Below are 14,449 nucleotides of genomic sequence, written 5' to 3' on the forward strand. Positions count from 1 at the left end.
TACCAAAAAAAAGGTTTGCAGGTAGTCCTATAATAGCATCTAGTAAGTTCTGCTCGATTAGCTTTTGTCTGATTTTTCCTTCACTTGCCCCTCTAAAAAGTACACCATGAGGCAGTACTACTCCCATTCTTCCATGTTCATTTAAACTTTTAATCATATGAATAACAAAAGCATAGTCACCCTTGCTCTTTGGCGGTATAACATAATTATTAAATCTCATAAATGGGTCATTCTCAGCAAAATCAGCTCCCCATTTATCTAGACTAAACGGAGGGTTTGCAACCACTACATCAAATGTTTTAAGTAGATTGTCTTGTAAATGAAGAGGGTTTCGTATCGTATCTCCCCACTCAATTACTGCATCATTTATCTCATGCAAAAACATATTCATCTTACAAAGCGCATGAGTTTGTCCGTTTTTCTCTTGCCCATAAAGACGGAAGTTTTTACTTCCTATCTCTTTAGATGCCTTTATAAGAAGTGAACCCGAACCGCAAGTTGGGTCATAGATCATCTCTCCCTCTTTTGGCTCAACAAGTTTTGCTAAAAGCGTAGATACTTCGCTTGGAGTATAAAACTCTCCCCCTTTTTTCCCTGCATCACTTGCAAAGTGTGAGATAAGATATTCATAGCTATCGCCTATAACATCATTACCCTCTAACCTTGAAGGTCTTAGATCCAGTCTTGTGTCACTAAAATCTTCAATTAAATGTTTTAATATGGAGTTTCTCTCTTTTGTATCACCTAATTTGTTTCTGTTGTTAAAATCTATGCTTCTAAAAATACCATCTAGTTTATCTCTATTGTCCTCTTCGATTCTTTCTAGCACTTTGTTCATTATCTCGCCCAAATTTGGTGCTTCTTTATGCTTTATGAGATAATCAAATGTACAACTCTCATCAAGTCTGAATTTTTCTCTTTTTAGCTTTGCTTCGATTCTGTCTGTTTTATCGCCATACTCTTCTTTTAAAAGTTCAAGTTTCTCTTTATAAAAATCAGATAGATACTTCACAAATAGCATCGTAAGAACATAATCTTTATAATCACTTCCATCCATCGTACCTCTAAAGGTATCGCAAGCTTTCCATACTACATTGTTAATCGTGCTTTGAGTTGTTTTTTGCATTTAATTATTCTCCCTGTAATGCTAATGTTTCAAATATCTCTTTTGAATATTTTTGTTTTTGCTCTATAAGATTTTGTAAAAGCTCGTTTTCTTTATGAGCAAGGTTTATGTATTCTACTATTTTTTGTTGCTTATCTAGATTTATAAGCGGTATTTTTATCTCATTTACATCCGCGACTTTTATCATGGATATTGTTGTACCTGATAGCTCAGAAGAAAGTGCTTTTTTAACTGTGTTGCTATTTAGATAATGAGCTAAGAAATTTGGATTAAACCTACTATCATGAAGTTTGACACGAACAATCAAAGATGGATATATAAGATTTTCATACACTTTATCTATATATACCGCAAAGTTTGGTTCTCGAAGTCTTAGAAGAATATCACCTTGCTTTACTTGATAATCTTCTTTGATCTGCTCATTTGAGATAAACTCATCAGCAAAAGTATCATTATATATGGCATCTTCATTAAAAGACTTTAGAGAAACAACACGGCAATAAAATTTATTTTGTTCTCTTATATCAGCTTTTTTTCTGCTGAGAACCAATCCAGTTTTTACTTCTGCTATGTCACTTAGTTTTATTACCATAAAAGCACACCCTTAAAATTTTAATTTGTATTATAAATGAAATAATACATCTTAAGCAAAAGTATATCGTTTTAAAAAAAGAAAGTCAAATTATTATGTACTATTTATATAATAATACTTTTCAATATTTTAGGAAACTTTCCTTCAAAATAAAATCTGTAACTTTTTCTTACCATTTTTAAGAGCTAAATACTGTTAAAAAATCGCTACATCTCTTTATTGTCAACATTGTCAAATTACGCTAACTTTTCTAAAAACGCCTTTTTATTGGGCTTTTGCTTGTTAAAAAAAAGATACAAGCTTTTTAGTAGCTAAATTTATACACACAAAACCACACCTCTTTTTTTCAAGTAAATTCTATTTATTAAAAAATGTCTGAAGCGTTTGGCCATGCGACTACTAACACGAGGAAATCAAATGAACAGAGACATCCAAGAACTTAAGGATCTAATTGTTTGTTTAGAACACATGATAGAAATGAATCACAAGGAAATACTTAAAAAAATTGATTCTTTATCTTGTAATGACAGATTGATAACAAAAGAGGAGGCTGCTGAAGTCATAAGCTGTGAAAAACAGATGATAAAGAAGCTTGAATACGAAGGTAGAATTACCAATTATGGGAGAGGAAGCTTTCTGCGCTACAGAAAGAGCGAATTATTAGATTTAAGGGAGGTACGTAATGGCTAATAGTAATAATATAGATATTTTAGAAGAGAGCTTTGTTTCTATAACAAAGCTCTCTTTAGCAACAGTCTTGCAACTCGACAAATGGTATGCTCGGCAAAATCATCTCGTAAAAATTGATATTTTTAAAGAGCAAAAGAACCAGTTTTTCAAATATGCAAAGCTTGTTGAAGATCAGGAGATAGTTCCTTTGGTTGCCTTTTATATGGCAATCAAACATTATTACGACTTGGAGTCACGGCTTAAGAAAAAGAACAAAAGCTTAAGTCTAAAAGAGCTGGAAAAATCTTCAGATTTTTCAGTAAAACAGTTTAAAAAGGTTAAAGCTAAAGTAAAAAGAGAAAAGCTGCTCAACCTATGGTCAGTAGTAATTAAACTCAAAAACCAAGATTTTAGCTTTCGGGAAATTTCAAAATATCTCAAATACAAACACAGATTCGAAGTTTCTCACACTTACATAGCTCACGTATGGAAGGAGGTAGAAAATGGAAATTGAATATAAAGATATTATTATCTATATGCTCATATTTGTTTTTACTATGGTTGGTTCAATTTATTTTTTGGATGCAATCTCGAATCATATATTTGAAAAATATGCTTCCAAATTTAATGAGCAGATTGAACTTTATAAAAAATATTCCGAAAAAGTATTAAACGCTAAAATTGAAGCAATCAATATTCAGCCAATGGTTCAGGTTGAAATTATCGAAAATTTTAAGCATATCGATGATGAAATGCAAGCAATCAACGCTCGAATAAATAGCTTAAATAGAATATGCGAAATAAGAGAGCAGCTCGAAAACGAGATAGTAAAACTAAAAAATATTTTAAAACGAAAGGAGAAAAAATCATGAGAAGAGCATGGCTTTACGAAGAACATCGTTCGCTATTTGAAAACATAACAGGCTCAAAATTAACAAAGGAGGAGTCGGAGTTTCTAAAAAGCTACTTTAATCCGCTTGATAATCTATCCAAAGGCAAACATCTATACTATTTGTCTGTTTATCGCTTGAAGCGTTTTTACCCTCGTTCTTTAGTCTACTTGATGATTAAAAAAACTTTGAAAAATGATTTTGCGAGTGAGAATCTAGATTCACTTGTTTTAGTGCATGATCATTTTGCTAAGCATATGCTCAATGAAGTGGTAAAGGCATTCTGCAAATTATCAGTTTAAAGTATTTCTTTGGTGGCTCCTTAAAAGGGTGTCACCTCTAAATCAAAGAATCTTTGTCATAGTTATTGCAAAAATTTGTAAACTCTTTTGTAAACTAACGTAAACTCCTCTGTAAAATCAATTTTTTACTTTTGTAAATTCAGTACTCGCATATCTCCGTGCAGTAAACCTTTTTAGATATTTGGCAAAAAAATAGGAAACGGGTGAAAAAAAATTTGAGCCAAACTTTTTTTCTTTCACACGTAAATACTTTACAAAATAATTGTTACACTTATTTTTTTAAAAACCCTTGTTCACAAAACAAGCATTGTTTAGCCCAATGTCTAAGGCTAAGTTGTATCGAGATGTTTACCGGTGTCTTTTTGATAGAACCAATCAAAACCGTGAAGCGCTTATAAGCGCAAAGTTACCAGTTCTTTTCAAAGCTGTGAAGCCAAAAAAGCCAGGATTTAACCTGTAAAAATAAAATAGTGTTTGGGCTATCTCCTCCAAATATTTGTTTGAAGCTTTCAAAGAAAAACAAAAAGCAGATGAACTCAACGCATACCTGTATATAGAGACAGGAAAACTTTTAATCTAATTCAAAAAAAGGATCTTTATGAGAGGAAGTGTTTACTACCAAAGTGCTGAACTTGCAAAGGCAATATTTGTAGCAGGTGCAAAAAAGAAAGATCGAATTGATCCTACACATTCTCATTATCAAGCCGTAGCCTCTTATAAAACAATGGAGACCTATCGCAGTGTTTGGAACAATTTTTTTGACTATCTTGCAGAACACTTTAAACTTAAAAACTGTGAACTTATCACAGCAGAACATGTACAGGCATACATAGAGTACAAAATTGAATATTACCCTTCAAAACAGTATCTTGAAAAGATTACAGCTGCTCTTGGAAAGCTGGAGACAGCATTTAATAAATATTCAAATACCAAATATTCAAATAATCCAATAAGTTATGATTTTAGAATTAGACAAGATATTCTCGATCAGGCAAGAGACCTTAAATTAGTCGCCAATAATTATAAAAACCGTGTCTATCAAAACCCGCAGGAAATAATTGGCAATTTATCTACCTTAGAGCATAAACTAGCAGTTACTATCCAGCTAGAAGGTGGAGCAAGAAGTGAAGGTGTGACTTTGATAAGAAAAGAGCAACTTAAAGGATATAAAACAGATGAGATCTCAAACAAACAAGTGGGTGTCATTGAAACAAAAGAAAAAGGTGGAAAAGTTGGAGATGTCTTGCTCTCGCCAAAAATATACAAGCAACTTGAAGATTATTTTATACATTCCAAAACAACTGTTTTTAAAATTCGATACCAAGACTATGTTGATGATATAAGAGAGACATGTAAAAAGCTCAATATAGACCCAAAAGGTTCGCACGGCTTTCGATGGACATTCGCTCAAAACAGAGTCCGAGAATATCAAAAACATGGCTATTCATATGAACAAGCTCTACAAGGTGTAAGTTGGGAGATGAAGCATTTTAGAGCAAGTATTACGGAGCATTATCTAGGTGGATAAAGTAATCCTGTCATTTTTTATTAAAGTTTAAAAAAATATTAACCCCATCCCTAAAAACAAGCCTCCCAAATTTATCTTTGGTGATATCCCAGCCACAGAGTCTTTGATAAATATCTGTCTGGATTGTTCTCTTAGAAACGTTAAACTCCTCTGCCAAAGATGAGATAGTCGGTCTTTCGTCTTTAGTGAGCATAGTGAGTATGGAGATAAGTCTAAAGAGTGCTTTGTCATATGATTTTTGTGCCATAGTAAAACTCCTTTCATTATGCAGCGTTACTTAAAAGCGGCAGTGCTTGAGTAATACTCACCAAAAGTTCTATTGTGAGTACAAAGATTGTATATCTGTATTCTTTTGTTAAGTGTCTTGCTTTTCTCATCTCTTGCTCCTTTTATCCTATATTAGTATTCATATGACAAATTATATACTAATATGCAGATTATGTCAAGAACTAAGTTGCTATATTAGTATTTTATATGGTAAAATTATCCAAATATAGTACAAAAAGGTGTTTTATGACAAAAGAGCAATTTATTCTAAGGTTAAAAGAGCTTGAAATCTCAAAACAATATTTCTCCGAAATATGCAGAGTTCCCTATTCAACAATCAACAATTGGGGAGTAAAGAGAGAAGGCAAGCCTTTAGTAATCCCAAACTGGGTAGAACCGTTTCTGGACTACTACGAAAAAGCAAAAAAGCTTGAGTATGTTATGACTGAGATCTGCCAAAAGATAGAGAGTGTAAAAAAGTAGTCCACACTCTCTTTTAAAACCTCAATTCATTTAAACATATTCTGCCCCCTCTAAAACGCAACCACGCTTTCACACGCATTTCTTATACTTTTTATAAAAATAAAAGAAGGCGATGGCGTGGCTCTTGAAATCTTTAAACTCTCAATCATCCTTGGTTTTACATTGGTGCTGCTGCACTTCTCGGCTTTAAAAAAGAATCAAAAACCATCACTACGGACGATACCCTTTATCTTTATGGGCTCCTTTGTATTTGTAACCATACTCTCCTATCTCTTTGCGCTCTATGACAACAGTGCCGTTAAAGAGAAAAGAAGAGCGTTTTATGACGAGAACTCTTTTATCTGTGAAACCGGAGCGTTTAAAAAGAAGGAGCACTATCTTGTCTCTATAAAAGAGGGATGGAGTGTTTATGAGGATAGCTATTTTAAAAAAGAGGATCTGCTTTTAGAAATAATAAACTGCGAGCAAAAGAGGTAATGGGTAGATGTTTTCATTTTTTTGTTTTGAGAACTATTTTCAAGCCATTGATGAAGATGTTATAAAAGAGGTAACTTGGGGAAGCGGCAACTATAGAGAAAAAGCATTGCTGCTTTGGGATCTGGAGAATATCCCTTACAGCCATCTTCCAAAAATAAAAAACTCACTCAAGTTCGCACCAGAGCGTTCATTTATCATAACTACCAACCCTATAAAACACTCTAAACTAAAATCGATGCATAGAGAAGGGTTTGAAGTTTTAAGGGCGCATAAGAGCGATAGCGACACGAAGATAAAGAGTGTCTACAGAATCCTCAAAGAGTATGATGAGTTTATATTTATCTCCTCTGACAGCGACTTTGTGGATATTGGCAAAAAGATACTCTCTGAGCGTAAAAAACTTACTTGGATCATGCAAGACGCCAATAAAAAACGCATAGCCATGAAGATGAACCTATGTGATAAAAATCTAAAACTTATCACACTTAGCAGGTTTGAGCTTTAAAAATAAAAAGAGCGAAACAACGCCCGCACTCCAATATCTTACAATTACACTATATCAAAGAAGCAAGGAGAGCCAATGTCAAAAATACTCTACAGCAATGTAAACATCTTAATAGATGAGCACAACAGAGAGATACTTGTAAATCCTACAGGTGAGCGTTTTTACCATATAGGGCATAAAGAGATGCATAGTGTTTTTTTCGATGCAACGCTCTCCTTGGATGAGAATGGCATCTATACCATAGAGGGGAGACAGACAATCTACAACGAACACAGCGCCATGGGGAGTGATTATGAAAAGCTTCTCTGCAAGCACCCACAAGAGCTAATAAAGAAAAGCTCACTCTTCTGGCTCTTTGGAACATATACGGTTTCGGGAGTGCATAAAAGAGAAGTGCACTCTAGATATATCTGTAGATACAAGGAGTACTGCATCATCCAAAGAGAGAAGGTTATCTCTCATGAGTTTGCTCGAGATAAAAGTGAGTTAAAAAATGATGCCTAAGCAGCTCCAAACAGTGCTTCTTGTATTTAGCGCTTTGATGTTTTTAAAAACGCTTCTATACAAGAGACTATAAAAAATCAAAAAGGTGTAAGAGTGAAAAAAATAGCAGAAAATATAGTTGTAGCAGCAGTAGTAATAGGAGTTGTTCTTCTTATGCTATTAGCGTTTTTTAAAGTGTTCGGATACATCTTAGAGCTAGATAATGACGATAAGAAAAAGGCTTTTTTGCAGAGCAATCAAGAGTTTATATGTAGAGACGGTCATGATAGTTTTTTGGTAAGCAAAAAAAACGGTTGGAGCATAGAAAAAGATGAGTTTGTCAAAGAAGACAAGATAGTTTCCATATCTAGGTGTAATGAAAGAGAATAGCAATGGTTTTAAATCAAGATACACTGATACTTATAAGAGAGTTTTTTCCGCCTTCAAATGAGCCGCCGCTGCTTCTCTATCTAGGGATCGGTATATTTATAGGTGTAGTAGTCGTAATAGTAAAGTATGAGCGATACCGCAAGATTAGAGAGCTTTTTATGAAGCTGTTTTAACAAAGGAGACAAAGAGATGAAGCGTTTTTTAGAGAGTTTGGTGATCATAGTTATCGTTGGAAGCATATTTATGGGAATCGCATATCTGCTAAAACTAGGCATTAATTATATGAACTCATTCGATATGGATGAAAAAATAGAGGCATTTGCAAATCAAAAGACGCTCCTTTGCTCAACCGGCATTGCCAATAACCAAAAGATGCTTGTGAGTAAAAACAGCAACTGGGAGATCTATAAAAAGGAGTACTTTAAAAGAGATGATATGCTCTTAGAGATTAGACTTTGCAGAGTAGAGGATGAGAGCGAGTAGAGGTTAATATAGTTGTCGTAATATTTTTTACTTCGGTATCAAATCATGTAAAGAGACATCTAAAACACGGGAAATTTTTAAAAGCTGCTCTAGACTAAAATGTTTGTCGTATTTATAAAGCTCGGCTTTTGCAATGTGTCCAACAGAGTTATGACCTATAGCTAGTGCTAACTGCATTTGAGAAATCTTTTTTTCTTTTCTTGCATTTTTGACATTTTTCCCAATATTTCGATAGAAATTTTCTAGTTCTGCTGGAGTCAAATCATTCAAAATATGCATAATGTCCTATAGGTAAAGTATGTATAAGTTTATAGTTGTTAGAATTGTTTTGAAATGTTCTATAGAACATTAAAGGTATTTTTTTTGTAGACTTGCAGTAAAAAAATAAATAGGAATCTAAAATGGCACTTTCAGAAGAAGATAAATTGTGGATTGAGAAAAAAAGAAGAGATATTGAAAGAGAAGAGCGAGAGCTAAAAAGAAGAGGCATTATTCCTTATACAGAAGATGAGCTTGAAGAGATTAATGCTAAAAAAGCAGAAATGCGTGAACAAGCTGAACTTAATGCGGAAGCTATTAAGACGGAGTTAATTTCGATTAGCCACTCCCTCAATCCTGCATTCAAATTAATTTTAAAAAAATAGCTATATATAAGTGGAGGATTTAAATGTTCAAAGTATTAATTTTAAGTATCTTATTATCAATAGGTTTGCTTGCAAATGATTATAACACCGCTATGCAAGCGCTAAATAATAAAGAGTATAAAAAAGCTATGTCAATATTCAATGAGTTGTCCGACAAAGGTGATACCCAAGCACAAACAGAGTTAGGTCGCATTTATGCAAATGGATTGGGTGTTAAGAAGGATATGCTTAATGCCAAAAATTATTGGGAAAAAGCAGCTTTAAAAGATGATGTCAATGCATTATATTATCTAGGATTGATGTACTATAATGGCGAAGGAGCAACACAAGACTATAGAAAGTCATTGGATTATTGGAAAAGAGCAGCTAAACAAAACGATGGGGAATCAGCGTTTAGTGTTGGATATCTATATGAATACGGTCAGGGAGTTGAACAAGATTATAATAAAGCTATCAAATATTATAAAAGTGGATCTAAAGATGGTAATGCGAATGCGTCAAATTCGATGGGAATACTTTATGAGAAAGGAAAAGGTGTACCAGTCGATGGGAAAAGTGCTTTAAAATGGTATCAAAAGGCTGCCGAACAAGGTTCGGCAATAGCAATGCGCAATATAGGTTCACTCTATTATAATGGCACTGCTGGCATCAAACAAGATTATAAAAAGAGCTATTCTTGGATGAAAAAGGCAGCCGATAAGGGTGATGATACGGCGCAAACTACATTGGGTGAAATAAGCTATCAAGGCTTCCTTGGGAAGGTCGATTATTTAGAGGCTAAAAAGTGGTTTGAAAAAGCGGCAGAAAAAAATAATGCTTCTGCTCAATTCCGATTGGGTGGAATGTACGGATCGGGCAAAGGTGTGCAACAAGATACGAATAAAGCTATGTCTCTTTTAATGCAATCAGCAAGTCAAGGTTTTGTTAATGCAGAAGTTGCATTGGGGATACTTTATGAAGAAACAGGTGATATAAAGAATGCACAATTTTGGTACAAAAAAGCTATTGCTCAAGGGAGTGTTGTTGCACAAAACAATTTAAAAAATATGTCTACAGTTTCTGTAAATCCAGCGCCATTTGGACTGAAAATAGACGAAGCTACTTATTCGGAAAGCATAAAAAAATACCCTTTATATGAAGATGCGGGGATTAACAAATATAGTAATGGAAAGATGATCTTTATAAAGGTTGATCAGCTTCATTTTGATGGGCTCAAAGAAGCGAAACTGATTTTCTCACAAAGCGAAAAGCTTCAAGGGGTACTTCTTACACTTCCAAAAGAAAAATTTGATGATTTGTATTCATCTTTGTCCCACAAATATACATTAGTGGATAAAAACATTCCTTTCGTTGGAGACAAATACGCAAAATTTGTAGAGGGCAATACAATTATCGAACTCAAAGCTCTGCATATTGGATTTCAAACGACATTACAATACATTGATAAAAAACTTATGTCGGAATTCACGACAACAACGAATAATGAAAAAATGCTGAAGAAAAAACAGGAAGAATCTCAGCTTTAAAATGAACTTGACAATCTCTCAACTAGCCATCCACTTCGAGGGACGACTTGATGAAGCTTTAGATTTATGATACAATTTTAGGAATTATCCGATGTTGACATAGAATATTGAACACTACAACACTACCGGCAAAGTTTGTAGTACACTATTTTTCACTTATCAATCCGGGAGCTATTATATTTGACAACTTATCGTCAAGGCTACTATTGGCCAATAGTTTTTTTCTCTTGCGTATTTATCTGCCTTTATAGAATCGATTGTAATATCTCTCATTAAGCACTTTAACGGTGAGATGCTGGCTCCGCCCGCTTCAAGTGCTATTATCCTTATAGAGCTAATTGCACCATTGATTTTTTGAGTGAAAAACCTAACTATCTTCGTGTGATTTTTAACTGTTCTAAGTGCTATTTTTGCTTGTTTTGCGATGCTTAAGTAGGTTAATTTTATCTTTTGTCTTAAAAGAGATTCTATGGCGGCTTTTATTTTTGACGCTGTTTTAAGGCGTTTGATATCCGCTGTTCTTGCAGCAGATCTTCTTTGTCTCTTTTTTACTTCTGTTTTGAATTTTTTCGGAGAAAGATTTTTTATCTTTTTGAACTTCATCGCACTTGGTTTGCCTTTGGCGGAGACTTTGAAGTTTTTTGCGTTCTCTTCACAAAAGTGCAACACACTTTTGATAATAGACTTTGGATTTATCGGCTCATCAAATTGTTCATTGAGAAATTCCGCTCTTTTTTCAAGTTTCTCTTGTAGATTTTTATATTTTGCAATTGTATAGCCATAGTGTCTTAACTCGTTAAAAAGGTCTATATGTCTGCTACCTGTGCTTTCATATTCGTTATTTTTATCATTTTCTACGATATATTTGCTATCTCTTATAATATAGTTCTTAAAATCCGCCAGGTCATATGCTAGATCATTATAGGTAACCCTATATAGCTCTTCGTTGAGGAAATTCTTAGTCTGGTGATTTTGGTAAGCTTTATCCGCACCTATAAGTATCTTAATGCTATTTACAATATCTTTATAGTATTTGATGGCTTTTTTATTTTTCTTGCTTACCGGCACATTAAGAAGCCAAACAAGATGAGCTTTGTTATTATGTCTATTTAGAGTTTGTATCGTAGGACATGGTAGTCCGACGGCATTCCATTCCGTCAAGAGCTCTTCGTCGTCGATATCCATCATTATTGCGTTGTAGTGTGTGTCTGTGTTGAGTTGTATTTGATTATATTTTTTGGGATTTTTCTTGAGGTATTTTATAGGCAGGATATTTATCCATCCATGAGTATGGTAAAGTCTTATCTTACTGAAGCGCTTGAGGGTACGGTTTAGTTCGTCTTTTTTTATAAAATCTTTCATTTTTTAATATTGATCTTGATGTTGAATTAATGAAAGACACTAAGAGAGAATAAAGCTTTTATGCTATAAAGTTTTAATCTTCTTTTGATAGAGAGAGAAAACTTCGTGGTTGATGCTCTCTCGGCGTATCTAACTTTATCAAACCCCTTAAATTCTGAGATTTAATATAAGTCAAATTTTAGACGAGTTCAAGCCAAAATACCATAAGAGCATAATTTGCATTTTTACATATGTGGAGTTATATGGCGTAATATAGAATAATGAAAATTTGATTTTGTGAAGATTTTTGCTTAAAGTTTTTGATTAGTTTGAAAAAGAATTTAATTTTAAGAAGTTATAAAACAGTACCCTAGACCGTACCCGCTTTAGTTGTTTTTGAAGATTTTGACTTTTTGAAAAGTCTTTGAAGTTCCCTGTTTTAGGGCAATGGTGCGGATGAGAGGACTTGAACCTCCACACCTTACGGCACCAGATCCTAAGTCTGGCGTGTATACCAATTTCACCACATCCGCATGTAGATAAGTGTTTTATGTCTCTTCAGACATTGATTGAAAAGTGGTGCGCCCTACACGATTCGAACGTGTGACCGATGCCTTAGAAGGGCATTGCTCTATCCAGCTGAGCTAAGAGCGCATTCATTATAAAAATGGTGCGCCCGATAGGATTCGAACCTATAACCGTCGGATCCGAAGTCCGAAACTCTATCCAGTTGAGCCACGAACGCCACAATAATTATTATTTTTATTAAGTTTTTTATATTTTAATTTATGGGGTGGGATGCGGGGCTCGAACCCGTGACCCCCGGCACCACAAACCAGTGCTCTAACCAACTGAGCTAATCCCACCATACTGTTAACATTAAAATATAAAAAGTGGTCGGGGTGAAAGGACTCGAACCTTCGGCCCCCTGGTCCCAAACCAGGTACTCTAACCATACTGAGCTACACCCCGACTTACAACATTAAAACAACTCGGGAGCTGATTAATGAGGCGAAATTATAGTCAATAACGATTAAAATGTCAATAGTTTTTTCGCATATTTATAAACTTTGTGCAAAGTGGTACAAAAAGAGATTAAGATTAGTTTGTTACAATACAAAATTACGGTTTTAAAGGGTTAATTTTGGGTGAAGTATTTAGTAGTATCAACTCCTTTTTAGAAACGGTTCTCTTCTTTGATATTTTGTTTGGAACCGTAGATGGAGTAAATTTACCATTTTTAGTGATTTGGCTTATCTCCGGCGGCGTTTACCTTACTTTTTTAACAAGATTTATAAATTTGAGGATGCTTAGGCACTCATTTGACATTATTAGGGGCAGATACAGGACTATTGATGATGTAGGGCAAATCTCATCTTTTGGAGCTCTTACCACAGCACTGAGCGCAACGGTCGGGCTTGGTAATATTGCAGGCGTTGCTCTTGCCATCGCAATCGGAGGTCCGGGAGCTACTTTTTGGATGATTGTTGCCGGTTTTTTGGGAATGAGCCTAAAGTTTACAGAAGTAACACTTTCACTTCAATATAGAGAATTTTTAAAAGACGGCACCGTTATGGGCGGTGCAATGGAGTACCTCTCAAAAGGTTTGGCAAAAAAGGGTTATGCAAAATTTGGTAAAGTTTTGGCGGTGGTTTTTGCCGTATTTATGATTGGAGGAGCGATAGGCGGGGGGAATACTTTTCAGGTTTCACAAGCTCTTAGCGCCATCTCTCAAGAAGTACCGTTTTTTCAAGAGTTTCCTATAGTATTTGGAATTATAATCGCATCTTTGGTGGGCTTTGTCATTATCGGCGGTGTTACCAGAATCGCCAAAATTACCGAAACTCTCGTGCCTTTCATGGCTATTATATACATCTCGGCATCTCTATGGATTTTAGGAGTTCATTTTGAGAAGATAGACGATGCCATTAGCATTATATTTACGGAGGCCTTTTCAACGAGTGCTATTTACGGCGGTGTTATCGGCTCTCTTATACAGGGGTTTCAAAGAGCGGTTTTCTCAAGCGAAGCAGGGATCGGCTCCTCTCCTGTTGCTCATGCCCCCGTAAAGACAAAGTACCCGGTAAGACAAGGGCTTGTTGCTCTTTATGAACCTTTTATAGACACTATAGTCATCTGTACCATGACAGCACTTGTGATAGTCATAACAGGTGTTTATGCGCATGATGGAGCTTATGCGGCTCTTATTGAAGCAAAGCAGGGTGCAGCTCTTACGAGTGCGGCTTATGGAACCGTTATTGACTGGTTCCCCGCAATTCTCTCTGTAAGCATTACTCTTTTTGCTTTTTCTACCATGATCTCTTGGTCATACTACGGTGAGAGAGCATGGGTCTATCTTTTTGGCCCAAAACTCTCCATCATTTATAAAATTATGTTTTTATCTTTAACTATCGTTGGAACTGTTGTAAGCACCGGATTGCTGGTGGATTTCAGCTTTATGCTTCTTCTTGCAATGGCGCTTCCAAACATCTTGGGACTTTTTATCCTCGGTGGCGATGTCAAAAAGCAGCTTGACATTTATCTTAGGAAACTAAAAAGCGGTGAGCTTGATGATGAGGCGATTAGATGAGTGAAATCAAAAAGAAGTGCCTAGAGTTTTTAGCACAGAACAATATCAATCCTGACTCTGAGATTGACTTTGATGTAAACGGCGAGGTTCATACGCTCTCATTTAGATATATAATGGACGCTTTTATGATGGCTTCTGATGAGTCGCAATTAG

General features: G+C 35.0%; 20 protein-coding genes and 5 tRNA genes. 15 read left to right on the top strand and 10 right to left on the bottom strand.

Going from position 1 to position 14,449, the window contains the following annotated elements; all coding sequences use genetic code 11:
• Positions 1 to 1,126: class I SAM-dependent DNA methyltransferase (locus IBX42_RS08535; RefSeq protein ID WP_294931713.1), on the bottom strand; the 1,126-nt coding region annotated here is incomplete at its 3' end.
• Between the two features lie 4 nt (positions 1,127 to 1,130).
• Positions 1,131 to 1,718: a restriction endonuclease subunit S gene (locus IBX42_RS08540; RefSeq protein ID WP_294931716.1), complete on the bottom strand. Its 588-nt coding sequence runs from the start codon at positions 1,716 to 1,718 to the stop codon at positions 1,131 to 1,133.
• 417 nt (positions 1,719 to 2,135) lie between these two features.
• Here IBX42_RS08540 and IBX42_RS08545 point away from each other — a divergent pair, with 417 nt between their 5' ends.
• The 5 genes from IBX42_RS08545 (at position 2,136) to IBX42_RS08565 (ending at position 5,107) form a co-directional block, all read left to right on the top strand.
• Complete coding sequence (locus tag IBX42_RS08545; RefSeq protein ID WP_294931718.1) at positions 2,136 to 2,408, top strand: hypothetical protein; 273 nt, start codon at positions 2,136 to 2,138, stop codon at positions 2,406 to 2,408.
• The gene (locus IBX42_RS08550) at positions 2,401 to 2,901 is read left to right on the top strand and encodes a hypothetical protein (protein ID WP_294931722.1); all 501 of its coding nucleotides are present in this window, start codon (positions 2,401 to 2,403) and stop codon (positions 2,899 to 2,901) included. Before IBX42_RS08545 ends, IBX42_RS08550 begins: the two co-directional genes overlap by 8 nt.
• Entirely contained in the window at positions 2,891 to 3,259 is a 369-nt protein-coding gene (locus IBX42_RS08555) for a hypothetical protein (RefSeq protein WP_294931723.1), read from the top strand. The genes IBX42_RS08550 and IBX42_RS08555 overlap by 11 nt, the downstream gene beginning before the upstream one ends.
• Positions 3,256 to 3,579 (top strand): hypothetical protein, encoded by a 324-nt coding sequence (locus IBX42_RS08560; protein ID WP_294931726.1) that lies wholly within the window; start codon positions 3,256 to 3,258, stop codon positions 3,577 to 3,579. Before IBX42_RS08555 ends, IBX42_RS08560 begins: the two co-directional genes overlap by 4 nt.
• A 598-nt stretch (positions 3,580 to 4,177) precedes the next feature.
• Positions 4,178 to 5,107 (top strand): hypothetical protein, encoded by a 930-nt coding sequence (locus tag IBX42_RS08565; RefSeq protein WP_294931729.1) that lies wholly within the window; start codon positions 4,178 to 4,180, stop codon positions 5,105 to 5,107.
• Between the two features lie 10 nt (positions 5,108 to 5,117).
• Here the strand turns inward: IBX42_RS08565 and IBX42_RS08570 are convergent, their stop codons facing one another.
• Complete coding sequence (locus IBX42_RS08570) at positions 5,118 to 5,354, bottom strand: HTH domain-containing protein (protein WP_294931732.1); 237 nt, start codon at positions 5,352 to 5,354, stop codon at positions 5,118 to 5,120.
• Positions 5,355 to 5,620: 266 nt separating this feature from the next.
• Here IBX42_RS08570 and IBX42_RS08575 point away from each other — a divergent pair, with 266 nt between their 5' ends.
• From IBX42_RS08575 to IBX42_RS08605, 7 genes are all read left to right on the top strand, one after another.
• Positions 5,621 to 5,857, top strand: coding sequence for a hypothetical protein (locus IBX42_RS08575; protein WP_294931735.1), 237 nt, complete (start codon positions 5,621 to 5,623; stop codon positions 5,855 to 5,857).
• A gap of 117 nt (positions 5,858 to 5,974) precedes the next feature.
• Positions 5,975 to 6,334, top strand: coding sequence for a hypothetical protein (locus tag IBX42_RS08580; RefSeq protein ID WP_294931738.1), 360 nt, complete (start codon positions 5,975 to 5,977; stop codon positions 6,332 to 6,334).
• A 7-nt stretch (positions 6,335 to 6,341) separates the two neighbouring features.
• On the top strand, positions 6,342 to 6,839 hold the full coding sequence (locus tag IBX42_RS08585; protein ID WP_294931741.1) for an NYN domain-containing protein: 498 nt from the start codon (positions 6,342 to 6,344) through the stop codon (positions 6,837 to 6,839).
• A gap of 75 nt (positions 6,840 to 6,914) precedes the next feature.
• Entirely contained in the window at positions 6,915 to 7,343 is a 429-nt protein-coding gene (locus IBX42_RS08590; protein ID WP_294931744.1) for a hypothetical protein, read from the top strand.
• Between the two features lie 93 nt (positions 7,344 to 7,436).
• Positions 7,437 to 7,712, top strand: a complete 276-nt coding sequence (locus IBX42_RS08595; RefSeq protein ID WP_294931747.1) for a hypothetical protein — start codon at positions 7,437 to 7,439, stop codon at positions 7,710 to 7,712.
• Between the two features lie 2 nt (positions 7,713 to 7,714).
• A complete protein-coding gene (locus IBX42_RS08600; RefSeq protein WP_294931750.1) occupies positions 7,715 to 7,885 on the top strand; it encodes a hypothetical protein in 171 nt (56 codons plus the stop codon).
• Between the two features lie 16 nt (positions 7,886 to 7,901).
• A complete protein-coding gene (locus IBX42_RS08605) occupies positions 7,902 to 8,195 on the top strand; it encodes a hypothetical protein (RefSeq protein ID WP_294931753.1) in 294 nt (97 codons plus the stop codon).
• A gap of 27 nt (positions 8,196 to 8,222) precedes the next feature.
• Here the strand turns inward: IBX42_RS08605 and IBX42_RS08610 are convergent, their stop codons facing one another.
• A complete protein-coding gene (locus IBX42_RS08610) occupies positions 8,223 to 8,474 on the bottom strand; it encodes a helix-turn-helix transcriptional regulator (protein ID WP_294931755.1) in 252 nt (83 codons plus the stop codon).
• A 122-nt stretch (positions 8,475 to 8,596) separates the two neighbouring features.
• On the opposite strand from IBX42_RS08610, the gene IBX42_RS08615 reads away from it, so the two are divergent.
• The gene (locus IBX42_RS08615) at positions 8,597 to 8,839 is read left to right on the top strand and encodes a hypothetical protein (RefSeq protein ID WP_294931758.1); all 243 of its coding nucleotides are present in this window, start codon (positions 8,597 to 8,599) and stop codon (positions 8,837 to 8,839) included.
• A 23-nt stretch (positions 8,840 to 8,862) separates the two neighbouring features.
• Positions 8,863 to 10,365: an SEL1-like repeat protein gene (locus tag IBX42_RS08620; protein ID WP_294931761.1), complete on the top strand. Its 1,503-nt coding sequence runs from the start codon at positions 8,863 to 8,865 to the stop codon at positions 10,363 to 10,365.
• Positions 10,366 to 10,539: 174 nt separating this feature from the next.
• Here the strand turns inward: IBX42_RS08620 and IBX42_RS08625 are convergent, their stop codons facing one another.
• The 6 genes from IBX42_RS08625 to IBX42_RS08650 all read right to left on the bottom strand — a co-directional run bounded on the left by IBX42_RS08625 (position 10,540) and on the right by IBX42_RS08650 (position 12,678).
• Positions 10,540 to 11,727 carry a replication initiation protein gene (locus IBX42_RS08625; RefSeq protein ID WP_294931764.1) on the bottom strand — a complete coding sequence of 396 codons (1,188 nt, stop codon included), beginning with the start codon at positions 11,725 to 11,727 and terminating at the stop codon, positions 10,540 to 10,542.
• A 427-nt stretch (positions 11,728 to 12,154) separates the two neighbouring features.
• Positions 12,155 to 12,239 (bottom strand) — tRNA-Leu (locus tag IBX42_RS08630).
• 44 nt (positions 12,240 to 12,283) lie between these two features.
• Positions 12,284 to 12,360 (bottom strand) — tRNA-Arg (locus tag IBX42_RS08635).
• 14 nt (positions 12,361 to 12,374) lie between these two features.
• Positions 12,375 to 12,451: transfer RNA gene (locus IBX42_RS08640), tRNA-Arg, on the bottom strand.
• Positions 12,452 to 12,495: 44 nt separating this feature from the next.
• Positions 12,496 to 12,572, bottom strand: a tRNA-His gene (locus IBX42_RS08645).
• A gap of 28 nt (positions 12,573 to 12,600) precedes the next feature.
• Positions 12,601 to 12,678: transfer RNA gene (locus IBX42_RS08650), tRNA-Pro, on the bottom strand.
• A gap of 172 nt (positions 12,679 to 12,850) precedes the next feature.
• Here IBX42_RS08650 and IBX42_RS08655 point away from each other — a divergent pair.
• Positions 12,851 to 14,296, top strand: coding sequence for an alanine/glycine:cation symporter family protein (locus IBX42_RS08655; protein WP_294931767.1), 1,446 nt, complete (start codon positions 12,851 to 12,853; stop codon positions 14,294 to 14,296).
• Positions 14,297 to 14,449: the final 153 nt, after the last annotated feature.

Origin of the sequence: Sulfurimonas sp. (genome assembly GCF_014859695.1) — a bacterium.
In the GTDB taxonomy this organism is placed as follows: Bacteria; Campylobacterota; Campylobacteria; order Campylobacterales; family Sulfurimonadaceae; genus Sulfurimonas.